25 protein-coding genes are annotated in these 25,762 nt (G+C 60.9%); 13 read left to right on the top strand and 12 right to left on the bottom strand.

All coding sequences use genetic code 11. The annotated features are described in order from the left end of the window. Positions 1 to 93 precede the first annotated feature (93 nt). The gene (locus tag RDL77_RS09965; protein WP_288192690.1) at positions 94 to 750 is read left to right on the top strand and encodes a hypothetical protein; all 657 of its coding nucleotides are present in this window, start codon (positions 94 to 96) and stop codon (positions 748 to 750) included. Positions 751 to 883: 133 nt separating this feature from the next. Next, complete coding sequence (locus tag RDL77_RS09960; RefSeq protein ID WP_223612579.1) at positions 884 to 1,816, top strand: ribose-phosphate pyrophosphokinase; 933 nt, start codon at positions 884 to 886, stop codon at positions 1,814 to 1,816. Here the strand turns inward: RDL77_RS09960 and chrA are convergent. After that, complete coding sequence (gene chrA, locus RDL77_RS09955; protein WP_288192689.1) at positions 1,813 to 3,120, bottom strand: chromate efflux transporter; 1,308 nt, start codon at positions 3,118 to 3,120, stop codon at positions 1,813 to 1,815. The two genes, RDL77_RS09960 and chrA, sit on opposite strands and share 4 nt — an antisense overlap. 272 nt (positions 3,121 to 3,392) lie before the next feature. Between chrA and RDL77_RS09950 the strand changes: the two genes are divergently transcribed. Genes RDL77_RS09950 through RDL77_RS09930 form a run of 5 tightly spaced genes read left to right on the top strand, consistent with a single transcriptional unit; the run spans position 3,393 to position 6,875 of the window. After that, a complete protein-coding gene (locus RDL77_RS09950) occupies positions 3,393 to 4,031 on the top strand; it encodes a 50S ribosomal protein L25/general stress protein Ctc (protein WP_223612577.1) in 639 nt (212 codons plus the stop codon). A 26-nt stretch (positions 4,032 to 4,057) separates the two neighbouring features. Then, a complete protein-coding gene (pth, locus tag RDL77_RS09945) occupies positions 4,058 to 4,771 on the top strand; it encodes an aminoacyl-tRNA hydrolase (protein WP_223612576.1) in 714 nt (237 codons plus the stop codon). A 12-nt stretch (positions 4,772 to 4,783) separates the two neighbouring features. Further along, positions 4,784 to 5,887 carry a redox-regulated ATPase YchF gene (ychF, locus tag RDL77_RS09940; RefSeq protein WP_288192688.1) on the top strand — a complete coding sequence of 368 codons (1,104 nt, stop codon included), beginning with the start codon at positions 4,784 to 4,786 and terminating at the stop codon, positions 5,885 to 5,887. A gap of 50 nt (positions 5,888 to 5,937) precedes the next feature. Next, positions 5,938 to 6,408 carry a MaoC family dehydratase gene (locus RDL77_RS09935; RefSeq protein ID WP_223612574.1) on the top strand — a complete coding sequence of 157 codons (471 nt, stop codon included), beginning with the start codon at positions 5,938 to 5,940 and terminating at the stop codon, positions 6,406 to 6,408. Then, positions 6,405 to 6,875, top strand: a complete 471-nt coding sequence (locus RDL77_RS09930; protein WP_288192687.1) for a MaoC family dehydratase — start codon at positions 6,405 to 6,407, stop codon at positions 6,873 to 6,875. The genes RDL77_RS09935 and RDL77_RS09930 overlap by 4 nt, the downstream gene beginning before the upstream one ends. Positions 6,876 to 6,895: 20 nt before the next feature. On the opposite strand, the gene RDL77_RS09925 is transcribed toward RDL77_RS09930, so the two are convergent. The 6 genes from RDL77_RS09925 to RDL77_RS09900 form a co-directional block, all read right to left on the bottom strand. Continuing rightward, a complete protein-coding gene (locus tag RDL77_RS09925) occupies positions 6,896 to 7,441 on the bottom strand; it encodes an adenine phosphoribosyltransferase (RefSeq protein WP_288192686.1) in 546 nt (181 codons plus the stop codon). A 112-nt stretch (positions 7,442 to 7,553) separates the two neighbouring features. After that, positions 7,554 to 8,423, bottom strand: a complete 870-nt coding sequence (locus RDL77_RS09920; RefSeq protein WP_105732028.1) for a cytochrome c1 — start codon at positions 8,421 to 8,423, stop codon at positions 7,554 to 7,556. A 20-nt stretch (positions 8,424 to 8,443) separates the two neighbouring features. Next, a complete protein-coding gene (locus RDL77_RS09915; protein ID WP_223612571.1) occupies positions 8,444 to 9,742 on the bottom strand; it encodes a cytochrome b N-terminal domain-containing protein in 1,299 nt (432 codons plus the stop codon). 21 nt (positions 9,743 to 9,763) lie between these two features. Next, on the bottom strand, positions 9,764 to 10,327 hold the full coding sequence (gene petA / locus RDL77_RS09910) for a ubiquinol-cytochrome c reductase iron-sulfur subunit (protein WP_105732026.1): 564 nt from the start codon (positions 10,325 to 10,327) through the stop codon (positions 9,764 to 9,766). A gap of 235 nt (positions 10,328 to 10,562) precedes the next feature. Beyond that, positions 10,563 to 12,413 (bottom strand): ABC transporter ATP-binding protein, encoded by a 1,851-nt coding sequence (locus tag RDL77_RS09905; RefSeq protein WP_288192685.1) that lies wholly within the window; start codon positions 12,411 to 12,413, stop codon positions 10,563 to 10,565. Positions 12,414 to 12,592: 179 nt separating this feature from the next. Continuing rightward, positions 12,593 to 14,443 carry an ABC transporter ATP-binding protein gene (locus RDL77_RS09900; RefSeq protein WP_288192684.1) on the bottom strand — a complete coding sequence of 617 codons (1,851 nt, stop codon included), beginning with the start codon at positions 14,441 to 14,443 and terminating at the stop codon, positions 12,593 to 12,595. A 410-nt stretch (positions 14,444 to 14,853) separates the two neighbouring features. Here RDL77_RS09900 and RDL77_RS09895 point away from each other — a divergent pair, with 410 nt between their 5' ends. Beyond that, positions 14,854 to 15,327: a tRNA (cytidine(34)-2'-O)-methyltransferase gene (locus RDL77_RS09895; RefSeq protein ID WP_288192695.1), complete on the top strand. Its 474-nt coding sequence runs from the start codon at positions 14,854 to 14,856 to the stop codon at positions 15,325 to 15,327. A gap of 49 nt (positions 15,328 to 15,376) precedes the next feature. On the opposite strand, the gene RDL77_RS09890 is transcribed toward RDL77_RS09895, so the two are convergent. Together RDL77_RS09890 and RDL77_RS09885 are read right to left on the bottom strand one after the other, a co-directional pair. Then, positions 15,377 to 16,480 carry an ABC transporter substrate-binding protein gene (locus RDL77_RS09890; protein WP_288192683.1) on the bottom strand — a complete coding sequence of 368 codons (1,104 nt, stop codon included), beginning with the start codon at positions 16,478 to 16,480 and terminating at the stop codon, positions 15,377 to 15,379. A 238-nt stretch (positions 16,481 to 16,718) separates the two neighbouring features. Next, the gene (locus RDL77_RS09885) at positions 16,719 to 16,991 is read right to left on the bottom strand and encodes a hypothetical protein (RefSeq protein ID WP_223612567.1); all 273 of its coding nucleotides are present in this window, start codon (positions 16,989 to 16,991) and stop codon (positions 16,719 to 16,721) included. A gap of 147 nt (positions 16,992 to 17,138) precedes the next feature. Between RDL77_RS09885 and hemF the strand changes: the two genes are divergently transcribed. Continuing rightward, positions 17,139 to 18,053 carry an oxygen-dependent coproporphyrinogen oxidase gene (hemF, locus tag RDL77_RS09880; protein ID WP_223612566.1) on the top strand — a complete coding sequence of 305 codons (915 nt, stop codon included), beginning with the start codon at positions 17,139 to 17,141 and terminating at the stop codon, positions 18,051 to 18,053. A 124-nt stretch (positions 18,054 to 18,177) separates the two neighbouring features. Next, positions 18,178 to 18,360, top strand: a complete 183-nt coding sequence (locus RDL77_RS09875) for a DUF1059 domain-containing protein (RefSeq protein ID WP_105732019.1) — start codon at positions 18,178 to 18,180, stop codon at positions 18,358 to 18,360. Here RDL77_RS09875 and RDL77_RS09870 read toward each other — a convergent pair. From RDL77_RS09870 to RDL77_RS09860, 3 genes are read right to left on the bottom strand one after another with little or no spacing between them, the layout of a single operon-like run. Next, positions 18,357 to 19,625, bottom strand: a complete 1,269-nt coding sequence (locus RDL77_RS09870; RefSeq protein ID WP_288192694.1) for a CCA tRNA nucleotidyltransferase — start codon at positions 19,623 to 19,625, stop codon at positions 18,357 to 18,359. The genes RDL77_RS09875 and RDL77_RS09870 overlap by 4 nt on opposite strands. Positions 19,626 to 19,627: 2 nt before the next feature. Continuing rightward, positions 19,628 to 20,269 (bottom strand): CoA pyrophosphatase, encoded by a 642-nt coding sequence (locus tag RDL77_RS09865; protein ID WP_288192682.1) that lies wholly within the window; start codon positions 20,267 to 20,269, stop codon positions 19,628 to 19,630. After that, complete coding sequence (locus RDL77_RS09860; RefSeq protein WP_288192681.1) at positions 20,266 to 20,874, bottom strand: DUF1285 domain-containing protein; 609 nt, start codon at positions 20,872 to 20,874, stop codon at positions 20,266 to 20,268. The genes RDL77_RS09865 and RDL77_RS09860 overlap by 4 nt, the downstream gene beginning before the upstream one ends. A gap of 134 nt (positions 20,875 to 21,008) precedes the next feature. Here RDL77_RS09860 and RDL77_RS09855 point away from each other — a divergent pair, with 134 nt between their 5' ends. Genes RDL77_RS09855 through RDL77_RS09845 form a run of 3 tightly spaced genes read left to right on the top strand, consistent with a single transcriptional unit; the run spans position 21,009 to position 25,761 of the window. Then, positions 21,009 to 22,016, top strand: coding sequence for a MoxR family ATPase (locus RDL77_RS09855; protein WP_288192680.1), 1,008 nt, complete (start codon positions 21,009 to 21,011; stop codon positions 22,014 to 22,016). Further along, positions 22,016 to 22,930, top strand: a complete 915-nt coding sequence (locus RDL77_RS09850) for a DUF58 domain-containing protein (protein WP_223612562.1) — start codon at positions 22,016 to 22,018, stop codon at positions 22,928 to 22,930. Before RDL77_RS09855 ends, RDL77_RS09850 begins: the two co-directional genes overlap by 1 nt. Then, on the top strand, positions 22,930 to 25,761 hold the full coding sequence (locus RDL77_RS09845) for a DUF4159 domain-containing protein (protein ID WP_288192679.1): 2,832 nt from the start codon (positions 22,930 to 22,932) through the stop codon (positions 25,759 to 25,761). Before RDL77_RS09850 ends, RDL77_RS09845 begins: the two co-directional genes overlap by 1 nt. The last annotated feature ends 1 nt before the right edge of the window (position 25,762 follow it).

Raw genomic sequence — 25,762 nt, 5'->3', positions numbered from 1 at the left:
CCTCTTGACTTGATCGTAAAATAAAACTTTTGTCAGCTTTCGTTTTTTCGAGATGGCACAACTATGGCTCATGATGGGGTTAGACCAAAGATGATGTCTCGCAAATCACTGACCTATACCTGTGCGGCGCTGGCGGCTCTTGGCCTCAGTGCCTGCAACAGCGCCGAATCGCCGATGGGCGTGACAAAGAAAGACCTTCCGGCAGCGCAAGGCACAGCTGCAGCGCCGGGAACGGTCACGCCGGGCACAACGCCGGCAACGGTGACCACCGCGACACCGACGGCCACGGCACCAGGGACACCCGCAGCAACGCCGCAACCGGGAACCGCAACGTCCGCTGGCACCGCCGTTGCATCGGGCGCCGCGCAGCCGGGTGTGTCCCGCACGGCAAAACTGCGTTTCGCCCCGATCGTCGGCGCGCCGATTGCCGCCGCCACACCCTTGTCGCAACGGCTCTCGGCGCTGGCCAAGGCCAAGGGCATCGTTCTGGGTACGGCCGCCGATACCGACAACACGCATATCATGAAGGGCTACTTCTCCGCCCTGCCCGACGGCAACCAGACGACGATCATCTATGTCTGGGACGTGCTCGACCCCGCGGGAACCCGGCTTCACCGTATCCAGGGACAGGAAATCGTCCCCGGCAACGGAACTGACCCTTGGAGCACCGTGCCTCCGAAGGTGATGGAATCAATCGCCGACAAGGCAATCGACGGCTATCTGAAATGGGTATCCGGCGCCAAGACGTGACATATTTACGCGTTTGACGCGATATTAGCGAGGAACTGTGCATGAATCTGCCCTGCCCGCTTGCAATGTGCGTCAGGCACAGTAAAAGGCCCGGCATATCCTTCACTTGGCTGGCACCGGGGAAAATACGGGCATGAAACTATTCGCGGGCAATTCCAATCGCGTTCTCGCTGAATCTGTCGCCAAATATCTCAATATTCCGCTTGGAAAGGCCAGCGTCCGGCGCTTCGCCGACGAGGAGATATTTGTCGAGATCCAGGAAAACGTGCGCGGCGAAGATGTCTTCGTCATGCAGTCGACGTCCTTCCCGGCCAATGATCACCTGATGGAACTGCTCATCATGATCGATGCCTTCCGCCGGTCCTCGGCAAAGCGCATCACCGCAGTCCTTCCCTATTTCGGCTATGCCCGCCAGGACCGCAAGCCCGGTCCGCGCACCCCGATCTCCGCCAAGCTGGTTGCCAATCTGATCACCGAAGCCGGTGCAAACCGCGTGCTGACGCTCGATCTGCACGCCGGCCAGATCCAGGGCTTCTTCGATATTCCGACCGACAATCTCTATGCCGTTCCGGTCATCGCCCGCGATGTCCGCGCCCATTACGGCACATCGAATGTCATGGTCGTCTCGCCCGACGTCGGCGGTGTGGTTCGTGCCCGTTCGCTGGCCAAGCGCATCGACGCGCAGCTTGCCATCGTCGACAAGCGCCGCGACCGTCCCGGTGAATCGGAAGTCATGAACGTTATCGGTGAAGTCACCGGCAAGGATTGCCTGCTGTTCGACGATATCGTCGATTCCGGCGGCACGCTGTGCAACGCGGCCGAAGCGCTTCTTGCCAAGGGTGCCACCAGCGTCACCGCCTATATCACCCACGGCGTGCTTTCCGGCGGTGCGGTCGCCCGTATTGCCGGCTCGAAGCTGAAGGAACTGGTGATCACCGACTCCATCCAGCCGACACCGGCCATCGAAGCGGCGCACAATATCCGTGTCCTGTCGATTTCCGATCTGATCGGTGAAGCGGTTTCGCGCACAGCCTCGGAAGAATCGGTTTCCAGCCTGTTCGACTAGATGTGGAGCAGGATCCCGGCCAGCGCCGCCAATCCCAGCACGACGAGCATATTGACGCGCAGCGCAATCAGTGCGACTGCCGCTCCTGACGCTATGGCTGCCGCCGCCCAGTCAAAGGCGGCGAGGTCCAGTACCGGCAGATGCAGCGGCCCAACCAGCCTTTCCTGAAACGCACCAAACAGCACATGCAGGCCGAACCATACGGCAAGATTGGCGATGACACCGACCACGGCGGCGGTGATCGCCGCCAGCGAGGCTTTCAGCCAGCCGACATGGCGCAGCCGCTCGACAAACGGCGCACCGGCAAAAATCCAGAGAAAACATGGTGCGAAGGTGAACCACAGCGCCGTCAGCCCGCCAAGCAGCCCGCCGGTGAGCGGATCGAAGCCGGACAGGCGCGCGCCGCCGACGAAACCGACAAAGGCCAGCACCAGGATGAGCGGTCCGGGCGTGGTTTCAGCCAGCCCCAGCCCGGTGAGCATTTCGTCAGGCTTCAGCCAGCCATAATAGTCCACCGCCTGCTGCGCCACATAAGCCAGCACCGCATAGGCGCCGCCGAAGGTGACGACGGCCATCTTGGAGAAGAAGGCTGCTTCGGCGGCAAAGACATTGCTTTGCCCCAGCCCGGCCAGCAAGAGCGCAAGCGGTCCCAGCCAGAGCATGGTCCACACCAGGGCGGACTGGAAAGCGCCGCGCGCCGCGGGTTCGGCAATGGTTCTGTCCGGCAATGACGGGGACACTCTGTTGGTCAGGCGATAGCGCGCAAAACCGAAAAGCCCGGCGATCAGGATGACCAGCGGAAACGGCATCTTGATGAGGGCGATGGCGATAAATGCGCAAACGGCGATGCCATAGGCGGGATAGTCGGTCAGGGCACGCTTGCCGACCTTGATCAGGGCCTCGAGCACAATCGCCAGCACGGCCGCTTTCAGACCGAACAGCAGCCCTTCGACGACGGGCACCTGCCCGAAACTGACATAGAGCGCCGACAGCGCCAGCATCACGCACGCGCCCGGCAGGATAAACAGAAGCCCGGCGACAACACCGCCCCTCACCCCGTGAAACAGCCAGCCGAGATAGGTGGCAAGCTGCATCGCTTCGGGACCGGGCAGCAGCATGCAGAAATTCAACGCATGCAGGAAGCGTTCCTCACTGATCCACTGCTTTTCATCGACCAGCACGCGGTGCATCATCGCGATCTGTCCGGCCGGACCGCCGAAGGACAGAAGGCCGATCTTGCCGAAGGTATAAAACGCGTCGCGCGCCTCGATTTTTTGCTGTTCCAGCGCTATTGTCCCGGCCATCGCCCGTCCCTGTTCTGTTGTCCCGCCCTAAACAGCGCCTGTGACGGTGGAATGACAGACTTTCCCGGCATACCGGTCAAGCAACAAACTTGCACATGGCGTCTCTTTCCGTTATAGAGCCGCCATCCGCGTAGACACCCTTGGAGGCAACGCGGAATGGGGCGGTCATTTCATCCGGTTCCGGATGGCCATGCGACCGCTTCATGTTTTTTGGGCTTTCTTTGCAGACAACCCGGAAAACACTCCAGATTTGAACCTCGAAAGGAAATGCCATGAGCGAAGCATACGAGCTCAAGGCCGAGGCGCGCGAACGGGTTGGTAAGGGGTCCTCCCGGGAAATTCGCCGCAACGGTAAAGTGCCAGCAGTCATCTATGGTGACAAGCAGGCACCAATCTCGATTACCCTCGACTACAAGACACTCTACTACAAGATTCACGGCGGCGGCTTCAAGACGACGATCGCGAACATCCAGCTGGATGGCAAGACCATTCAGGTCCTTCCCAAGGACTTCCAGCTCGATCCGGTCAGCGACAAGCCAGTGCATGTTGACTTCCTGCGCGTGTCAGCAAAGTCGGTTGTGAACGTGAACGTTCCTGTTCACTTCCTCAACGAAGAACTGTCCCCAGGCATCAAGCGCGGCGGCGTTCTCAACATCGTTCGTCACGATGTCGAACTGCATGCCCCGGCAAATGCAATTCCGGATGCGATCGAAATCGATCTGACCGGCCTGCAGATCGGTGACTCGATCCACATTTCCGCTGTTACACTGCCGAAGGGCGTAACGTCGGTTATCCACGATCGTGACTTCACCATTGCCACGATTGCCGCTCCGGCTGTTCTCGCTGCAGAAGACGAGACCGTTGAGGCAGCAGCCGAGACCACTGAAACGGCAGAAAAAGACGGCGAGTAATCGTCTCTATTGGGAGCTATGGCACCGTGCTGCTCATCGCAGGTCTTGGCAATCCCGGCTCCCAATATGCTGCAAACCGGCATAATATCGGTTTCATGGCGGCGGATGAAATACACCGTCGCCATCGTTTTTCTCCCTGGACCAAGAAGTTCCAGGCCCTGATCGCCGACGGCACGATCGACGGCGAAAAGGTCATTCTGATCAAACCCCAGACGTTCATGAATCTGTCCGGCCAGTCCGTTGGCGAGGCCATGCGCTTCTACAAGCTGGCGCTGGGCGATCTCGTCGTCATCTATGACGAACTGGACCTGCCGCCGGGCAAGCTGCGCGTGAAGACGGGCGGCGGTTCGGGCGGGCACAACGGCATCAAGTCCATCGATGCCCATTGCGGCAAGGACTACCGGCGCATTCGTGTCGGGATCGGTCATCCCGGCGTCAAGGAGATGGTGACACACCATGTCCTCGGCAATTTTTCCAAGGCGGACGGGGAATGGGTCGAACCCATTCTCGGGGCTATCGCTGACAATACGGGTTTGCTCGTCAACAAGGACGATGCCGGGTTCATGAACCGTGTGGCGCTCGCCACCGGCAGCGGCCACAGGAGCGAGCCGAATCCGGTTGCAAAACCGGCGGGTCAAAGCCATATCCGGCAGGCGCGTCCGGCCAAGCCGAACGTCAACATTCCAAAAACCGGCCCGATGGCCGACATGCTGAACAAGCTCTTCGGCAAGAAAGAATAAGGATCGCAGATTATGGGTTTCAAATGCGGCATCGTTGGCTTGCCCAATGTCGGCAAATCGACGCTTTTCAACGCCTTGACCAAGACAGCTGCCGCACAGGCTGCGAACTATCCGTTCTGCACCATCGAGCCGAACACCGGCGAAGTTGCCGTGCCTGATCCGCGCCTGCAGGCCATCGCCAAGATCGGCAAATCGGCCAACATCGTCCCGACCCGCATCAGCTTTGTCGATATCGCCGGCCTCGTGCGCGGCGCGTCCAAAGGCGAAGGCCTCGGCAACCAGTTCCTCGCCAACATCCGCGAAGTTGACGCCGTGGTGCACGTGCTGCGCTGCTTTGAAGATGACGACATCACCCACGTGGAAGGCCGGATCGATCCCGTTTCCGACGCGGAAACCGTCGAGACGGAACTGATGCTTTCGGACCTTGACAGTCTCGAGCGCCGCATCGTGCAGTTCCGCAAGCGGGCCAGCGTCAAGGACAAGGAAGCACTCACTGTTCTTCCCGTCATGGAGCAGGCACTGTCCCTGCTCCAGGGCGGCAAGCCGGTCCGCTTCATGCTGAACGGCATTGCGCCTGACGACCTCCTCATTCTGCAGGGCCTCAATCTCCTGACCTCAAAGCCCGTGCTCTACGTCTGCAACGTCGCCGAAAGCGATGCGGCAACCGGCAACGAACACACGGAAGCCGTCGAGGAAATGGCAACGGCCCAGGGCGCCGAGACAGTGACGATCTCCGCTGCCATCGAAGCCGAGGTTGCACAGTTGCCCGATGAAGAGGCCAAGGAATATCTGGACGCGATGAACCTGGACGAGCCCGGTCTCGATCGCCTGATCCGTGCCGGTTACAAGCTCCTGCACCTGATCACCTATTTCACCGTGGGACCGAAGGAAGCCCGCGCCTGGACCGTTGAACGCGGATCCAAGGCACCGCAGGCCGCCGGCGTTATCCACACGGATTTCGAGCGCGGCTTCATCCGCGCGCAGACCATCGCCTATAATGACTATGTCACCCTCGGCGGCGAAGTCGCCGCCAAGGAAGCCGGCAAGGCGCGCGACGAAGGCAAGGAATATGTGGTGCAGGACGGCGATATCATGCTGTTCCGTTTCAATACATAAGACGCGCTTCTGCCCCTTGAACCAAATGCGCTCATGCCTATTATGGTGGCATGAGCGACTACAATCCCCGATATGCCTATGAGGATTTCACGGTCGGCAGCGAATGGCTGCTCCCCGCGAAATCCGTCGAAGCCGGTGAAATCATCGATTTCGCCACCCAGTTCGATCCCCAGCCCTTCCATCTGGACGAGGCTGCCGGAAAAGCCAGCATCCTTGGCGGCCTTGCCGCCTCCGGCTGGCACACGGTTTCCATGTTCATGCGCATGATGTGCGATGCCTATCTCCTCGATTCCACATCGCAGGGCGCGCCGGGCATCGACTACGCCAAGTGGAAAAAGCCGGTTCTTGCCGGGGACACGCTGACCGGCAAGAGCACGGTCATCGAACGGCGCGTATCCAAATCCAAGCCGGACCTCGGCTTCATCGTGCTGCACCACGCCATCTCCAACCAGCATGGCGAAGTGGTCTGCGAACTGCAGAACACCGGCATGTTCACATTGCGGGAGCCCGCCGCAGCATGAGCGCAGCCCTCACCGCCCTTATCGGGATTGAACGCGATCTCGGCACGCACACATTCACCGCGGAAGAGATCGTCACCTTTGCCAGGAAGTACGATCCGCAGCGTTTCCACATCGATCCGGAAGCGGCCAGGCACAGCAATTTCGGGGCACTGTGCGCCTCCGGCTGGCATACGACGGCCATTTGGATGCGGCTGAATGTCGAGGACATGAAACGCCAGATCAAGGCAGCCATGGAGCGGGGCGAATCGCCGCCGCAATTCGGCCCCTCGCCCGGCTTTGAAAACCTGAAATGGCTGAAGCCTGTTTATGCCGGGGACACGATCCGTTTCACCCGGACGTTGAACGGGTTTCGCGCGCTGCAATCGCGCCCCGGCTGGGCGATGATGCAGATGTCGTCCGCGGCCTATAACCAGAACGAGCAGAAGGTCCTGGAGTTCAACAGCGCCGCGTTGATTGGAATAGCCTAGTAAGGGGCCGCAGAAGGCCCTCAGTCGCCTTCATAGGCGATGAGCGTGCGCACGTTGACGCCGAGCGCTTCGAGCTTCCTGCGCCCGCCCAGATCAGGCAGATCGATGATGAAGCAGGCGCTGACAATATCAGCGCCCATCTGCTGCAGCAGTTTCACCGCAGCTTCGGCCGTGCCGCCCGTTGCGATCAGGTCATCGACGAGAATAACCTTCTCGCCCGGCACGATGGCATCCCGGTGCATCTCCATTTCATCGACGCCATATTCCAGGCTGTAGGCAATGCGCACCGTGTCATGCGGCAGCTTGCCCTTCTTGCGGATGGGCACGAAACCGGAGGACAGCTGGTGCGCCATGGCGCCACCGATGATGAAGCCGCGCGCTTCCACGCCGGCAACCTTGTCGACCTTGCCGCCCGCATAGGGATGGACCAGTTCATCGACGGCCCGACGAAAGGCGCGTGCATTGCCAAGCAGGGTCGTGATGTCGCGAAACATGACGCCGGGTTTGGGGTAATCGGGGATGTTCCGAATGGCATCCACCAACGTCTGCTTCAGCGTCGAATCCATGTCGTCACTCCTTTGTGCCTGCAAGGCGCACAGCGGTGCAGTTTAATAGACCACCACCGCAAAAGAAAAGGGCGCAAGGCGCCCTTTCCGGATCAGATATAGTCAGAGCCGATCAATGTTCGATGTCGGCCCAGATACGGCGCTTGGCGACGTAGAGGAGACCCGCAAACAGAACAAGGAAGATCATGACGCGGAAGCCGGTCTTCTTGCGGTCTTCCAGGTGCGGTTCAGCGGCCCACATCAGGAATGCCGATACGTCCTTCGAATACTGCGCCAGTGTCTGCGGCGAACCGTCATCATAGGTCACCTGGCCATCCTGCAACGGCTGGGCCATGGCCAATGACTTTGCGGCGATGAAGTAAGGGTTGTAGTGCGTTCCCTCGGGGATCTTCATGCCTTCCGGCGGTGTTTCGCCGAAGCCGGTCAGCAGCGCGTGAATATAGTCCGGTCCGCCTTCCTGATACTGCCCCCAGAAGATGTCGATCAGGAACTGCGGGAAGCCGCGCTCGACAGCACGGGCCTTGGCGATCAGCGAGAAGTCGGGCGGAGCGGCACCATTGTTGGCGGCAGCCGCTGCCTGTTCATTGGCGAACGGCGCCGGGAAATGATCGGCCGGAATAGCCTTGCGGGTGAACATCTCACCTTCCGCATTGGGGCCGTCCTTCACTTCATATTCCGCGGCGAATGCCTTGACCTGCGCTTCGCTGTAACCAAGTTCCGAAAGCGAACGGAAAGCCACCAGCTTCATCGAATGACAGGCGGAGCAGACTTCCTTGTAGATCTTCAGACCGCGCTGAAGCTGCTGCTTGTCATAGGTGCCGAAGGGGCCGGCGAAGGACCACTTCATCTGTTCCGGATGCTTGATCGGGAAGTGCGTCGGCTCAGCAGCATTGTGGGCTGCTTCTTCCGCAAACGCACCGCCGCCGAAAGCCAGCATGGTACCGAGACCGGCAGCTGCGAGACCGAGGAGGATTTTTTTCATCGGAGAGTCCTTCACGTTTCTCAGCCTTTGGTTTCCGGAGCCGCCGCAACACCCGCGGGCTGACCGCCGCTCTTGGTCTTGGCAAGCACAGCTTCGGTAATCGAGTTTGGTATGCGGCGCGGCGTTTCGATCAGGCCGAGCAACGGCATGATGATGATGAAGAAGCCGAAGTAGAAGGCTGTGCCGAGCTGCGAAAGGATCGTGTAGATGCCTTCGGCAGGACGCGAACCGAGCCAGCCGAGCATGATGGCATTGGCAACGAAGATCCAGAAGAACAGCTTGTACCAGGGACGGTAGACGGCCGAACGCACCTTCGATGTATCGAGCCATGGCACAACGAACAGGATCGCGATCGAGCCGAACATGGTCAGAACGCCGCCGAGCTTCGAGTTGATCGGTCCGATGTTGAAGGTGATGGCGCGCAGCATCGCGTAGAACGGCAGGAAGTACCATTCAGGAACGATGTGGGCTGGCGTCTTCAGCGAGTCAGCCGGAATGTAGTTGTCCGGATGGCCCATGTAGTTCGGCATGTAGAAGACGAAATAGGCAAAGAGGATCAGGAAGAGCGACAGCGCAAATGCATCCTTGATGGTTGCATAGGGTGTGAACGCCACCGTGTCCGTCTTCGACTTGACTTCAATACCGGTCGGGTTGGTCTGGCCGGTCACGTGCAGGGCCCAGACGTGCAGGATAACAACACCGGCAATCATGAAGGGCAGCAGGTAATGCAGCGAGAAGAAGCGGTTGAGGGTCGGATTATCCACGGCAAAACCGCCGAGCAGCAGCTGCTGGATCGGGTCGCCGATGATCGGAAACGCCGTGAAGAAGCCGGTGATGACGGTTGCACCCCAGAAGGACATCTGGCCCCAGGGCAGGACGTAGCCCATGAAGGCGGTCGCCATCATCAGGAGAAGGATGATCACGCCGAGAATCCACAACAGCTCGCGCGGCGCCTTGTAGGAACCGTAGTAGAGCCCGCGGAAAATATGCACCCAGACCGCAAGGAAGAACATCGATGCGCCGTTGGAATGCAGGTAGCGCAGCAGCCAGCCCGAATTCACATCGCGCATGATCTTTTCAACGGAGTTGAATGCCAGTCCCGTCTCAGCCGCATAATGCATGGCCAGAACGACACCGGTGATGATCTGCGCCACCAGCATGATCGCCAGAATGCCACCGAAGGCATAGGCGTAGTTGAGATTGCGCGGAACAGGATAGGCAACGAATGAATCATAGATCAGACGCGGCAACGGAAGTCGCGCATCGACCCATTTTTCGATACCTGTGTTCGGCGTATAGGATGAATGTCCACCGCTCATGTCGTGTCTCCCCCTGGAACCTTAGCCGATCTTGATGACGGTGTCGGAAATGAATGAAAGTGGCGGGACGGGCAGGTTTTCCGGTGCGGGACCGGAACGGATGCGCCCGGCAGTATCGTATTGCGAGCCGTGGCACGGGCAGAACCAGCCGCCGAAATCACCCTGCTGCCCGAGCGGAATGCAACCCAGATGGGTGCACACGCCGATCATGACCAGCCAGTTTTCCTTGCCTTTGCCTGCACCGCGATCCGCATCGGTCGCCTGGGCATCGCTCGGCAGATTGGCGTTGCGCGCAATCGGATCCTTGAGCTGGCTCAGCTGGACGTTTTTGGCATCCTCGATTTCCTTCGGCGTACGATTGCGAATGAAAACGGGTTTACCGCGCCATTTGACCGTCAGGGACATGCCCGGTGTCAGCGCTGAAACATCAACTTCGATGGACGAGACTGCCAGCGTGGATGCGTCCGGTCTCATCTGGTCGATGAAGGGCCATGCAAAGGCTCCCGCTCCGACCACACCGGCCATACCTGTCGCAATATAGAGGAAGTCACGCCGTGTCGGCTCGGTCGTATCGTGTGCGCTCACGGGGCCTGTTCCTTTCCGAATAACAACGCAGCAGGAGAGTCCACTTTGTCACCACAATACACGACTGGCCCATAGAATGAGCCTCGCGGATTCCCCAGCATATTGCGTGGTTTCTAAGCATGTCGCATGAGCTTGTCCAGCCTGACAGAGCCACAAGGGCAGGATGTCGCAGGGATAAGTCGCCACACCTTTTCCACTCTTTGGCCATGAATCTGTTTGCATTTTCGCAGCGGCCTCACAGGCGCCCGATAAAGCCGCCGGATTGGCGCGCCCAAAGTCCGGCGTAGAGCCCGTTGGCGGCGATCAGCGCGTCGTGGCTGCCGCTCTCGACAATGCGTCCGCCATCCATGACCACAAGCCGGTCGAGCGCAGCGATGGTCGACAGGCGGTGCGCGATGGCGATGACGGTTTTGCCGCGCATCAGCCGGTAGAGATTGTCCTGGATAGCGGCTTCCACTTCCGAATCGAGTGCCGACGTCGCCTCGTCGAGAATGAGAATCGGTGCGTCCTTCAGCATGACCCGCGCAATGGCGATGCGCTGCCGCTGGCCGCCGGACAGCTTGACGCCGCGCTCGCCCACATGGGCATCGAAGCCCCGCCTGCCCTTGGGATCGGTCAAGGCGGCAATGAAGGTGTCGGCCTGCGCATTCACCACGGCCTGCCGCATCAGTTCATCGGATGCCTCGGGACGGCCATACAGGATGTTGTCGCGCACGGAGCGATGCAGCAGCGAGGTGTCTTGGGTTACCATGCCGATATGCGCGCGCAGCGAGTCCTGCGTTACCTCCGCAATGTCCTGTCCGTCGATCAGAATGCGCCCGGCCTGAACGTCGTAGAAGCGCAGGAGCAGGTTGACCAGGGTGGACTTGCCCGCACCGGAACGTCCGACGAGACCGACCTTTTCGCCGGGAAGAATGTTCAGCGACAGATTGTCGAAGACCGGCTTCGAGCGGTCATAGTGAAACTGCACATTGTCGAAACGGATGGCGCCTGCGGGTACCGCAAGCTGTGCTGCACCGGGTTTGTCGACAACGGTGACCGGCCGCGCCAGCAGTTCCATCGAATTCTGGATGGTACCGTAATTGCGCAAAAGGCCATTGAGGTTGGCCATGGTCCGTCCCAGCAGCATGCTCAACCGCAGGACAAGGCCGAGGGTGAAGGCGATTGCACCGGGCGATATTTCCGACTTCAACCACAGATCGATGGAAACAATCGCCACGGCGCAGATCATCACACCGCTGGTTGCGCCGAGCGCAATGCGGATGCCGCTCAGGCCGCGCGTCAGCGGAATGATGGCATCGAGCCAGCGCTGCATGCCCTGCCGCATATAGGCGTCGTCGCGTTCCGCACTGCCGAACAGCTTGAGCGTCTGGATATTGCTGTAACCATCGACCAGCCGCCCGGTGACAACGGAACTCGCTTCGGCGGTCTCCGCCGCGGCCCGGCGCACACGGGGCAGGAAATAGCGGGCGATCAGGCTGAACACAGCGAGCCAGACGATGACGATCGTTGCCAGCCGCCAGTCAAGGTCGCCGATCAGCGCGATGGTGGTGACGCTGTAGACGATGCAGATCCAGATGGCCTGCAGAAGCGTCATCATGAAATCGCCGACCGCCTGCCCGGTCGCCCAGACCTTGGTGACGATACGGCCGGAAAAGTCATTCTGGAAGAAGGCGAGGCTCTGGCGATAGGTGTGCAGATGCGCCTGCCAGCGCACCAGATTGAAGAAACCGGGCACGACAGTCTGCTCCTCGACCAGCGCAGACAGCGTCAGGACGATCGTCCGGGCGATCAGGACACCCGCCAGCATCAGCAGGAGCGGCGTGCCGTGATCCTGCATCAGGCCTTGCCAGCCCTTTGCCGGGTTGACCGATGCCAGAATATCGACGAGCCCGCCGAGAAACCAGAACAGGCCCGCTTCCGTCAAAGCGACCAGCCCGCCCAGCACCAGCACCGCGAAGAACGCGGCCTTGGCCTGCCGGACATAGAACCAGATGAACGGGAACGGCCGCGACGGGACATGATCTGCCGGCGGTGCGGCGTAAGGATCGATCCAGCTTTCGAACAGACGGAAGATATTTCTCATGCGGTGCACATCGGATCAGCAGCCTTTCAGGGTCAGACGTGCAGCGCGCGACTGAAAGAATACTCTTGAGCGAGTCCCCTCGCCGGTCAAATTAAAGTTCATTCAGATATTTCCCGGCAAAGAAAAATGCTCCCCGGCGAAACCGGGAAGCATTGGTGCAGCGGGACTGTTGAAGGCAGCTATTCCGCCGCTTCCTGCTCGTCATCCAGCCCGAGGAATCCACCGGACTGCCGGGCCCAGAGGTTGGCGTAAATGCCGTCGGCGGCAATCAATTCCTCATGGCTGCCGCTTTCCACAATCCTGCCCTTGTCCATCACCACGAGACGGTCGAGCGCCGCAATGGTGGACAGGCGGTGCGCGATGGCAATGACCGTCTTTCCCTGCATCAGCCGGTAAAGATTGTCCTGGATGGCCGCTTCCACTTCCGAATCAAGCGCGGAGGTTGCCTCGTCCATGATGAGAATCGGCGCGTCCTTGAGCATGACCCGGGCAATGGCGATACGCTGGCGCTGGCCGCCCGAGAGCTTGACGCCCCGCTCGCCCACATGCGCATCGAACCCGCGCCGTCCCTTGGGATCGGACGCCGCCTCGATGAATGCCTCCGCCTGCGCATTCTGCACAGCCAGGCGCATCAGCTCTTCCGAAGCATCAGGCCTGCCATACAGCACGTTGTCGCGGATCGAGCGGTGCAGCAGCGAGGTATCCTGCGTGATCATGCCGATATGCTCGCGCAGCGAGTCCTGCTTTACCCTGGCGATATCCTGGCCATCGATGGTGATACGGCCGCTCTCCAGATCGTAGAACCGCAGGAGCAGGTTGACGAGCGTCGACTTGCCCGCACCCGACCGTCCGACCAGCCCGATCTTTTCGCCAGGACGGATGTCAAGGGACAGCCTGTCGATGACGCCCGCACCCTTGCCGTAGTGGAAACCGATAGCCTCGAAGCGGATCGCACCGGCGCTGACGGCCAGTTCCGGCGCATTGGGGACATCGGTGACAAGGCGCGGCAGCGAGATGGAGGTAATACCGTCTTCCACCGTTCCGATATTCTCGAACAGCGCCGACATTTCCCACATGATCCATTGCGACATGCCGTTGAGACGCAGCACAAGGCCGATACCCACGGCCACGGCGCCGACGGAGATGGCCGAACCGAGCCACAGCCAGATCGCAATGCTGCTTACCGAGAACAACAGGAGGCAGTTCATCGCATAGAGCGTGACATGGAATCCCGTCACCATGCGCATCTGCGTATAGGCGGTGGACAGGAACTCCTCCATTCCCTCGCGGGCATAGTTCTCTTCCCGCTTGGAATGGGAGAAGAGCTTGACCGTGGCGATGTTCGTGTAGCTGTCGACGATACGGCCGGTCATCGACGAGCGCGAATCCGCCTGCGCCTTGGACGCCACCTGCAGCTTCGGGATGAAATACCACATCAGCCCGACATAGGCGGCCAGCCAGATCAGGAACGGTATCATGAGACGCAGATCGGCAGCGGCGGCGATGATCAGCGTGCCGCTGAAATAGACGATCACATAGTTCAAGACGTCGAGCAGCTTCATCACCGCTTCGCGCACGGCGAGCGATGTCTGCATCAGCTTGGTGGAAATCCGCCCGGCAAACTCGTCCTGGAAGAACGTCATGGACTGGCGGACGACATAGCGATGCACCATCCAGCGGATGCGCATGGGGTAATTGCTCAACAGGGTCTGGTGAATGACCAGCGAGTCGAGCAGCACGATACCGGGCATGACGATCAGCACGACGCCGGCAAGCAATGCAAGCTTCCAGCCTTCCTGCGCAATAAAGGTTTCGCGCGACTGGCTGGACAGCCAGTCGACGACATTGCCCATGAAGGCATACATCGACACTTCAAGGACGGCGATTGATGCCGTGCACGCCGCCATGACGGCGAGCCATGGCCAGACGCCGCGCGTGTAGTGCAAACAGAATGCAACCAGTGTCTTGGGTGGCTCACTGGGCTCGGCGGATGGAAACGCCTCAAGCCTTTTTTCAAACCAGCGAAACATTATCAAACCTCTTTCGGGCGAGGGTCTCGGCATGACATGCGAGACGAAAATGATTCCGACGCAGCGTGGCGGTTACTGCGCTTGGGTTGCCGGAGCATGATGGAAACAGAAGAAGACAAACATGCAAACGCCAACCATGGGACGATTGCGACTTGTGTCAGGGAAAAAAACTACGCGGAAAGAACAGACACAAGACCGCCAACGACACCGGGCACGGCTTCATCGGGAGAAGCCATCCGGTTTGGAAGAAGTCGGAAAAATTCAGTCATCGACACCTCCAAAGTTTGTGTTGGCAAAGTTAGCGTTGCGGTCGAAACCCTATACCTATTATGAACGGAAAAAGCGAGAGCCTATTCTCAGGAAATACGTGCGCCTGAGCGAAATATTGCCAACGGAGCCCACCGGTTGTGATTGAAGACAAACCCGACCTGCGCATTGCACTTTACCAGCCGGATATTCCGGGCAATACCGGCACGATCCTGCGCATGGCCGCCTGTTTCGGGATCGGGGTCGATCTCATCGAGCCCGCGGGCTTCGATGTATCCGACCGGTCGCTCAAACGCGCCGGGATGGATTACCTCGAACAGGCTGCGCTCACGCGCCATGCCGACTGGCAGCACTTTCAGAACTGGCGCCAGGGCGAACAGCGGCGCCTGCTGCTGTTTTCCACCAAGGCGGCCGTGCCCTACACGCAATTCACCTTTCGACAGGGCGACATCCTGCTGCTTGGACGCGAATCGGCCGGCGTGCCGGATGAGGTGCACCAGTCGGCCGATGCCAGGTTGATCATCCCGATGGTGCCGGGGGCGCGGTCGCTCAACCTGGCGCTGTCCGCGGCCATCGCTACCGGTGAAGCCTTGCGGCAGTTCTCGCTGCCCGCATGAAAAACGCCGGCCATTTCTGACCGGCGTCCTCATTCACCTGACAGGAAGCTTACTTGACTTCAGCTGCCTTGCCGTCTTCCCACTTGTAGAGAACGAAGGTCGGCGTCGTCAGATCGCCGGTCTTTGCATAGGTCAGGTCGCCGACGACGGTCGAAACCGGTGCGCCGGAATGCAGTGCCGCAGCAACCGCTGCCGGATCGGCAGAACCGGCCTTTTCAATGCCGGCCTTGATGACCTGCAGCGCCGCATAGGCATTGAGCGTGAAGGCTTCAGCCGGAATGTTCTTGGCCTTCAAAGCTTCCATGATCTTCGCAGCGGACGGGTTCTTTGTCGGATCGGCACTGTTGGTGAACAGCGTACCGGCAGCGGCAGCGCCGCCAATGGCCCAATATTCCGTGTTCGACAGGCCTTCGGCACCGATGATCTGGGCCTTGATGCCCTGATCCGCCAGCTGGCGGGCAATCAGGCCGCCTTCCGGATGGTAACCGCCGAAATAGATCACGTCGGCTTTTTCCGACTTCAGGCGGGTAATGAGCGCGCTGTAGTCCTTTTCACCGGCATTGATACCCTGATCGACAACTTCCTTGACGCCGCCCTTGTTGAGCGTTGCCTTCAGATTGTTGGCCAGACCCGTGCCATAGGTGTTCTTGTCATAGACAACCGCGACGCGCTTGTCCTTGTAGTGCTTGAGAATGTACTGGGCAGCAACTTCGGCCTGCTGGTCATCGCGGCCGCAGGTGCGGAACACGGTGTCCAGGCCACGCGTCGTCAGATCCGGCGTGGTGGAGGTCGGGGTGATCATCAGGATGCCGTTTTCAGCCAGCACATCGGAAACCGGCATCGAAACACCTGATGTGACCGGACCGACCACGAACTTGATGCCTTCGCCGACCACCTGGTTGGCAACCGACACACCCTGCTTCGGCTCGCCGGCATCATCGAAAAGCTTGATGACGATCTTCTCGCCCTTGATGCCGCCTTCAGCATTGATGGCTTCCGCAGCCGCAGCAACACCGTTCTTCACCTGCATGCCATAGGCAGCCACAGGGCCGGTTACAGGCGCGATGTTGCCGATGACGATGTCAGCACGGGCGAATGAAGTCATCGCCATGACAGCCGTCAACGCCACGCCAGAGATCAACGATAAGCGCATAGTGTCCTCCTTGAATTTTTTATTGCGCGGATTGCGCGGCCGGAAGATTCTCCGGCGCTGCAAAAAGTTCTACTGTCTTTATGGCAGGCTGTCAGCCACGATTCATGACAATCCTGAATCCATCATTGAAATAATTTGATGCCATTTATGAAGAAAAGTGTTCGGCTGTTGACAATTCACGTCAATTTTTCCCGCAATTCTGAAACTTTCACACTTTCAGCAGTCTTTCCAGTCGACTTTAGTCGGCATTAGGCAAACGGCGCATGGTGAATTCGATGATGTCGCCGGGGCGCTCGTACCAGCTTTCGATTTCCGTCCAGTAGGCTGCTTTCGGGTATTGGTCGAACCACTCCTTCGCCTTCTCCCGGGCGGCAAGACGCGGCAGGCGGAAGCTCTCGCGGATGAATGCGCCACGCTGCCGGGGGGCTTCGCCCCGGCTTTCCTTCAGCTGCTTGCGCAAGCCGTCGAGCGGCGGCTTGGGAAAGTGTGTCCTGGGTACTTTGGAGACCATTTTGCATCCCTTCCTGAACCCTGTACGGCAGAGAGTAGATCAAACCCCGCCCTGAAAACGAGTCATTTTTTTGGGATAGCCCAAACACCACCTTCCTTTGCCGCGCCCCGGATGTGATAAAGTACACAGCAAGAAGGAATCGCTAATATGGACCGCCCGGATATTCCCGCCATCCTGCCCGAAGCGCTTGAAGACAAGAAGACAGCCGCCACCGCGTGGTTTGCCGAATTGCGCGACAAGATCTGCGCCAGTTTCGAGCAGCTCGAGGACGATCTGGAAGGCCCCCTCTCCGACCGGCCGGCGGGCCGTTTCGTGCAGACGCCATGGCAGCGCGACGAAGGCAACGGCGGCGGCGGGATCATGTCCATCATGCATGGCCGGGTCTTCGAGAAGGTCGGGGTCCACACCTCCACCGTCCATGGCGAATTTTCCCAGGAATTCCGCAAGCAGATACCCGGTGCGGATGAGGATCCGCGCTTCTGGGCCTCGGGCATCTCGCTGATTGCCCATCCGCAGAACCCGTTCGTCCCGGCGGTGCACATGAACACGCGCATGGTTGTCACCACCCGCCAGTGGTTCGGCGGCGGCGCTGACCTGACGCCGGTTCTCGACCGCAAACGGACGCAGGAAGACCCGGATACCGCCGCCTTCCACAAGGCGATGAAATTCGTCTGCGACAAGCATGCGGCAGTCGCCAGCCACGAGAAATTCAAGGACTGGTGCGACGAGTATTTTTATCTGCCGCACCGCAAGGAGCCGCGCGGCACGGGCGGCATTTTCTATGACTGGCTGCATTCTTCCGACGAAAATGGCGGCTGGGATGCCGACTTTGCCTTCACCCGCGACGTCGGCCGGGCCTTTTCGGTGGTCTACCCCTATCTCGTCCGGCAGAATTTCAACCGGGACTGGAGTTCCGAAGACCGGCAGGAACAGCTGGTCCGGCGCGGACGCTACGTTGAATTCAACCTGCTCTACGACCGCGGCACGATCTTCGGCCTGAAGACCGGCGGCAACGTGGATTCGATCCTTTCGTCCATGCCACCAACGGTCAAATGGCCGTGATGTGATTTTTTCAGGGATCAATCCCGGCTTTCATGCGTTATGGTGCTGCCGGTACGGTATCTGAAGCCGTATCTCGATGGAGAGGGCCCGCGTCACACCGGGCCCACAACAGGGAGAAAAGGCCATGAAAGAACTTCATTGCATCGTTCCCGGTTGCCAGTGGCATACCCGTCACGACACCGAAGCCGAGATCATCCGCCGCGCCACCGAGCACCTTCGCGAAACCCACGGCGAGACGGCCATCCGCGAAGCCATGCTCGAAACGATCAAGGCCAATATCCAGCCTGAAAAGGGCAAGGCTGCCTAGACAGGCTTTCCTGTCAGGTCGGGAATTCTGGCAAGCAGCGCATCACGGTCCAGCGTAAAGCCCGAGTCAATCCACGCATCCTCGAGCGCGCGTTGCAGCTTGCCCACATCGGGGCCCTTTTCCAGACCGGCAGCGATGAGATCGCCGCCGGAAACGGGGAATTTGGGCTTCTCGTACCGCCCGGCAAATTCCAGCAGTTTTGACAGCTGACCGGCACGCATCATGGCGGCATTGTCGTTGAGCGCCTCCATCCGCGCGGAAACTAGCGCAAGGCGCAGGCGGTCCATCATGCCCTGCCGGTCGCTGCGATAAAGCCGCTTGGCAAAACCCGCCTCGGAAATTTCGGCATTGGGCAGGACGGCACCAGCCCAGGCTTCCAGCCGCTCGCGCTCCTGATTGGAAAGCTTGAGGCGCACCGCCATGGCATGGATGCGCTCCGCATCCGGCGGGATCATGCTGGCAAGGCGCAGCAGCGGATCAGCCGGCCAGCCAAGTTCCTTTTCCGTTTTGACGAGACCATGGATCGCATCGATGCCCCATTTCTCGCTCTCGGGCAGAACCGCCGTCAGCACGCCCGCCTGACGCATCCACAACAGGGCGCGCGAGGGATCGGGTGCCCCTAGCATTTTCTTCAGCTCCGACCAGACACGCTCCGCCGACAGCTGCGCCAGACCGTCCTTCAGGCGGGCGCAGGCCTTCAGGCCTTCGCTCTCGGGACGGCCATGGCCATACCAGGCAAAAAACCGGAAGAAGCGCAGGATGCGCAGGTAATCCTCGCGGATGCGCTGTTCCGCATCGCCGATGAAGCGCAGGGTCCGGCTTTCAATATCGGCAAGACCGCCGACCAGATCGACGATCGTGCCATCCGCTTCGACGTAGAGCGCATTGATGGTGAAATCGCGCCGGTCCGCATCCACCTGCCAGTCGCGGCCGAAGGCTACGGCTGCATGGCGCCCGTCGGTCTCGACATCGGCGCGCAGCGTGGTCACCTCGAACGGCCGCTTGTCGGCGACAACGGTCACCGTGCCATGGCTGATACCGGTCGGCACGGTCTTGAACCCCGCCCCCTGCGCCCGGTGAATCGTTTCATCCGGCACACAGGTGGTTGCGATATCGAGATCGGACACCTCTTGCCCGAGAAGCGCATTGCGCACCGCGCCGCCGACGATGCGCGCGCCCTCGCCATCGGCGGAAAGGGCGGCGAGCAGCCTTTGCAAAGCCTCGTTCTTCAGCCATGGGGCCTTGCCGGCAATCGATACTGTCATGCTCAAGAATAGAGCCTTTCATAAAGTGTGCGGATGATGCCCGCCGTAACGCCCCAGATGAAGCGGTCGCCGAACGGCATCGTATAATAGAAACGTTCCTTGTCCTGCCATATCCGGCTTTCCCTGCGGTGGTTGGCAGGATTCATCAGAAAGGACAATGGCACTTCGAACACATCGGCCACCTCATCCGGATTGGGCGTCAGGTCGAATGGCGGATGGACGAGCCCGAGCACCGGGGTGATGGAATAACCTGTCGTGGTGAGATAGCGCGGCAGACGGCCGAGCAGCTCGACATGCCGCCCTTCCAGGCCGATCTCCTCATGCGCTTCCCGCAGCGCCGCCTTTTCCGGCTGGAAATCGTCTTCCGGATCGACGGCGCCGCCGGGAAACGCCACCTGGCCCGAATGCTTGCGCATGTTGGCATTGCGCAGGGTGAGAATGACGCCCGCTTCATCCCCGTGATCGACGATCGGGATCAGCACCGCCGCCTCGCGCAGTTTGGTCGCCGCGATCAGGGCATCGAGGTCGGGATTGAGCAGGTGGTCGCCATGATCGACGCTCAGCGTCTCATGGCCCTTCGCCGCGACGCGCTGCGCAAAGGCCCGGGCGGAAAAGCCGTCATCCCTCCATACTGTCTGGTTCATAGGCTTTGCTCTTCCAGCTCGCCCGACGGCATGATCGGAAAGACCGTACCGCCGGAACGCACGGCAAACATGGATTTGCCGCCGACGACGATATCTTCGCCATGGCTGACCAGTTCGTACATGACCGGGCGGGCGAGCAGCGCTTCCAGCCGTCCGCGCACCAGCACATAGGGCTTAAGCCCGCCATTGGCCGGATCGATGACAAAGCGCAAGGGATTGTCGGCATTTGCCTCGACGATATCGCCGACATTGGTGCGGAACGTCATGATCTGGTCATCGCCCTCGCCGGATACATTGAGCTCGACACCAAGGAAGGGCGCATCCTCGACGCGGATACCGACTTTCTCGACGGGCGTGACCAGATAGGTCTTGCCATCGGCATCCCGGCGCAGGACCGTGGAGAACAGCCGGACCAGCGGTGCGCGGCCGATGGGTGTTCCCATGTAGAACCAGGTGCCATCAGCCTTGATCTCCATATCGAGATCGCCGCAGAAGTCGGGGTTCCACTTTTCCACCGGCGGCAGGCCCTTGCCTTGCGCCGCGGCGCGCGAAATCAGCGCTTCAAGCCCTGCCGCATCGCGCAACGTGCCCTCTGACTGTGCCATACCAAGACCTTTTTGTTCATTCGTCACGAAATAGTCACCGTTAAACCGCTTGTCTGCATGTCATAGTGATCTAGACTCATTTAAGTGTGAAGCTGACCATAAACCAGCTCCGCAGGCCAGAGACGAGGTAAACCATGACAATCATCAAAACCGGGGAACCGTCCGATCCGAAGGCCATGATAGCAGAGGCCGAAAAGGCTCTGGCCGATATCTCCAGGGTACGCTCTGCCATCGGCACTGTCATCTTCGGCCAGGAAAGCGTGATCGAGCGCACGCTTGTCGCGCTGCTTGCCGGCGGCCATGCCCTTCTCGTCGGTGTTCCCGGCCTTGCCAAGACCAAGCTGGTCGAAACCCTCGGTACCGTGCTCGGCCTCGACGAGCGCCGCGTGCAGTTCACGCCCGACCTGATGCCGTCGGACATCATCGGCTCGGAAGTCATGGAACAGGACGACCACGGCAAGCGCTCGTTCCGCTATGTCAAAGGCCCGATCTTCGCGCAGCTGCTGATGGCCGACGAAATCAACCGCGCCTCGCCGCGCACCCAGTCGGCCCTGCTGCAGTCCATGCAGGAATACCATGTCACCGTTGCCGGTGAACGGCACGACCTGCCATCGCCGTTCCACGTGCTGGCGACGCAAAATCCGCTGGAGCAGGAAGGCACCTATCCCCTGCCCGAGGCGCAGCTTGACCGCTTTCTCATGCAGATCGATATCCTTTATCCGGAACTGGAGGCGGAGCGCCGCGTCCTTCTCGAAACCACCGGCACCTCGGAAGCCCGGGCGGCCAAGACCATCACTGCCGAGCGCCTGCGCGAAATGCAGCAGCTGATCCGCCGGATTCCCGTGGTGGAAGGCGTTGTCGAAGCCATCCTCAAGCTCGTGCGTTCGGCCCGCCCCGGTGCGGACAACGATATCGCGCAAAAATTCATCGCCTGGGGTCCCGGCCCCCGTGCGAGCCAGGCGCTGATGCTGTGCGCCCGCGCCCGCGCGCTCTATGACGGGCGTCTCGCGCCGTCGATTGACGATGTCAAGGCACTCGCGGAACCGGTCCTGCAGCACCGCATGGCACTGACCTTCGCCGCCCGCGCCGACGGCATGAACGTGCGCGAGGTCATCGCCAATCTGACCAAGGCCGCACTCTGATGGCAGCCATCGGCGCGCAGGTCCAGAAGACCGCGACACGCGAGGCGCTGGCGCGTGCACGCCAGCGCGCCGCGCTGTTGCCCGATCTTCTGGTCGAAGCCCGCCGCATTGCCAACACCACGAATACCGGCTGGCATGGCCGCCGCAAGAGCGGCGTCGGCGAGACGTTCTGGCAGTTCCGGCCCTACACGGACGGTGAAGCCATCGCGCGCATCGACTGGCGCCGTTCGGCACGCGATGACCGCACCTATGTCAGGGATCAGGAATGGGAAGCCGCCCATACGGTCTGGCTGTGGGCCGATTCCTCGGCCTCCATGCTCTACAAATCCGATATGGCGCAGGTATCGAAGGAATCGCGCGCGCTCGTGCTCATCCTGGCATTGGCCGAGCTTTTGTCGCGCAGCGGCGAGCGCATCGCCTTTCCCGACGTGACCGATCCGACCTCCGCCGCCAATGGCGCGGAGCGACTGGCGGTTGCGCTGTCGCATGTGATCGACCTGCCGAAGCAGCCGGATTTCAGCAAGGTGCGGCGCTTTTCCGATGTCGTGCTGGTCAGCGATTTTCTCGAACCGGTCAACGAGACGCTTGCCCTGCTTGAGCAGATTGCCCAGCGCGGCGCCCGCGCGCATCTGGTCGAAATCTACGATCCGGCCGAAGCGGATTTCCCCTACAAGCGGCGCACGGAATTCGTCGATCCGGAATCCGGCGCGATGCTGACCGTCGGCCGGGCGCAGGACTATGCCGAGGAATACAAGCGCCTGTTCCTTGCCCGGCGTGAAACACTCAGCGCCTATTGCCGCCGGATCGGCTGGAGCTACACCGCCAACCGCACCGACCGCCTTGCCTCCGAAGCGCTGGTTTCCGTGCACCTGAACATGACCGCCGACGCCGGGTATCAGAGGACGGGCCTATGATGGGTGCCTTTCCCCTTGCCCTCGGCGCACCGGCAATTCTGCTGGGGCTTCTGGCCCTGCCCGTTATCTGGTGGCTGCTGCGGGCGACGCCGCCGCGGCCGGTCCGGGAATCCTTCCCGCCGCTGAAAATTCTGGCACAGATCCTCAAGAAAGAGGAAACGCCGGACCGCAGTCCGTGGTGGCTGACCCTGCTGCGGCTTGTGCTGGCAGCGCTCGTCATTCTCGCGCTCGCCGAACCCGTATGGAATCCGCGCGCCGAGACTTTGAGCGGCAAGGAGCCGGTCGCCATCGTGCTCGACAATGGCTGGTCGTCCAATGAGGAATGGACCGCGCGCAAGGAAACGGCGGAACGGCTCATCGCCGATGCCAATGCCTCCGGCGCGCTGATCTACATCCTGGGTACGGCCGAGAAGCTGAATGCCGATGTCGGCCCGTTCGATGCCGCAACCGCGCTCGAGCGGCTGCGTGCGCTGAATGTCCGGCCGATTCCCGTCAACCGCAGCGCTGCCTTCGACCGGCTGAAGGCCGCCCTTGCCAATGTCAAAGGCGTGCGCGTCGCCTATCTCAACGACGGTGTCGACACCCCGCAGGCGGCGACGGCCATCAAATCCATGGAGGGGAGCGGGATCGCCTCGGTGATCTGGTATCAGCCGTCTATCGCAGCCCTTTCTGCCATCCGGCAGGTGGAGAACAATGCGAACGGGCTCACCGTCCACGCCGTGCGTTCCGATGACAGCCGCGCCTCGGGCGGCATCACCATCGGCGCCTATGATGAAAAAGGCCGCCGCATCGCCGAAACCGGACTGGTTTTCCGGGCCAATGAAGCGACCGGCGAAGCCGTCATCGCGGCGCCCTACGAGCTGCGCAACGACTTTCACAGCCTGCGCATCGACAACGCCCCGCATGCGGGCGCCACGTTCCTTGTCGACGACAACAACAAGCGCCGCCGCGTCGCCCTGCTGTCCGGTTCCGAAGCTGATCTGTCGCAGCCCCTGCTGTCGCCGCTCTACTACATTTCGCGGGCGCTTGAGCCCTTCGCCGATCTCCTGCGGCCGCGCAATGCGGAGCTGATCAAGGCCATCCCCGAACTTCTGGAGCAGAAGCCGTCCGTCATCATCATGGCCGATATCGGCAAACTGCCCGGCGAGACCGAACAGGCCATGGTGGACTGGGTTGCCAAGGGCGGGACACTGATCCGCTTTGCCGGGCCGCGCCTTGCCGGCAACAGCGAGCATGACCCGCTTCTGCCGGTCAACCTGCGCAAGGGCGAACGTTCTTTGGGCGGCGCCCTGTCGTGGAAGGAATCCCAGCCGGTTGCCGCATTCCCGGATACGGGTCCGTTTGCCGGGCTGCCGACGCCGCAGGATGTCACCGTCAACCGCCAGGTTCTGGCAGAGCCCGCCATCGACCTTTTCGAAAAGAGCTGGGCCAATCTTGCCGACGGCACGCCGCTGGTGACGGGCGAGACCCGCGGGCGCGGGCAGCTCGTCCTCTTCCACGTCACGCCGGAAGCCACATGGTCAAACCTGCCGATCAGCGGCAGTTTTGTCGACATGCTGCACCGTATCGTCACCTTGTCGCGCAACACCGGACCGTCGCCGCAGGAAAATGGCGCCGGGGCTTCCCGCGCCTTTCCGCCCTATCTGACATTGAACGCCGAAGGGGCTTTGACCCCTCCGGGTGCGGATGCCAAGCCGCTTATCCTCAAAACAGGCGAAACCGGCACGGTGAGCTTTGACAATCCGCCCGGCTTTTACGGCGTCGAGGATTCCATGAGTGCCCTCAACCTCTTCAAGCCGGACAGCGGCATCAAGCCTCTGGTCCGTCCCGAGCTTGCCATTCCCGTGACCACGGCACGCTATGCCGTCGATGAATCGGTGCCGCTGCGTGGCCCGCTCTTCGGGCTCGCCGCCCTGCTGCTGGCGCTCGACGCGCTTGCCATTCTCTGGCTTGGCGGGCATTTGCGCCGCCGCTTCAAGACGGCCGCAGCCGCCTCCCTGGCGATCCTGCTCATTCCCGCCATCCTGGCATTCGGTCCCTCTCCGGCCCATGCCCAGCAGAACGACAGCAAACCGGGCGACCAGACGATCCTGGATGCGGTCAATGCCACGCACCTCGCCTATATCATCACCGGGGATCGTGCCGTTGACGACATCAGCAAGGCGGGCCTTTTCGGGCTTTCCAGGGCACTTGCCGACAGCACGGCGCTGGAGCCCGGCGAGCCCATAGGCGTAAACCCCGAAACCGATGAGCTCGCCTTCTTTCCGCTGATCTATTGGCCGGTCGACCCCGCGGCCAAAATGCCGTCGCAGGCCGCGATTGCCAAGATCGACGCCTATATGCAGCAGGGCGGAACCGTTCTGTTCGACACGCGCGATCAGGATGCGGCCGCCATCAGCTTCGACAACAGCTCGACACCGGCCAATGCGCGCCTGCGCGACATTCTTTCCGGCATGAACATACCGGCGCTGGAACCGGTGCCCAATGACCATGTGCTGACCAAGGCCTTCTATATCCTGCAGGATTTCCCCGGCCGGTTCCGCGGCAGCCAGCTCTGGGTGCAGGCCTCGCAGGCACCCGAAGCCAACAAGGACCGCCCGGTGCGGGTCGGCGACGGCGTTTCGCCCATCATGATAACCGGCAATGATCTCGCGGGCGCCTGGGCCGTCAACGCCAGCGGCGCTCCCCTGCTCCCGACGATCCCCAATGATCCGGATCAGCGGGTTCTCGCCTATCGCGCGGGCATCAACATCGTCATGTACATGCTGACCGGCAACTACAAATCCGATCAGGTGCACGTGCCCGATCTCCTGAAGCGGCTGGCGAACTGAC

Origin of the sequence: uncultured Phyllobacterium sp. (genome assembly GCF_902479695.1) — a bacterium.
GTDB classification, from domain to species: domain Bacteria; phylum Pseudomonadota; class Alphaproteobacteria; order Rhizobiales; family Rhizobiaceae; genus Phyllobacterium; species Phyllobacterium calauticae.
The sequence above is the reverse complement of the archived record's forward strand: the minus strand, read 5'-3'. Positions and strand labels throughout refer to the sequence as shown.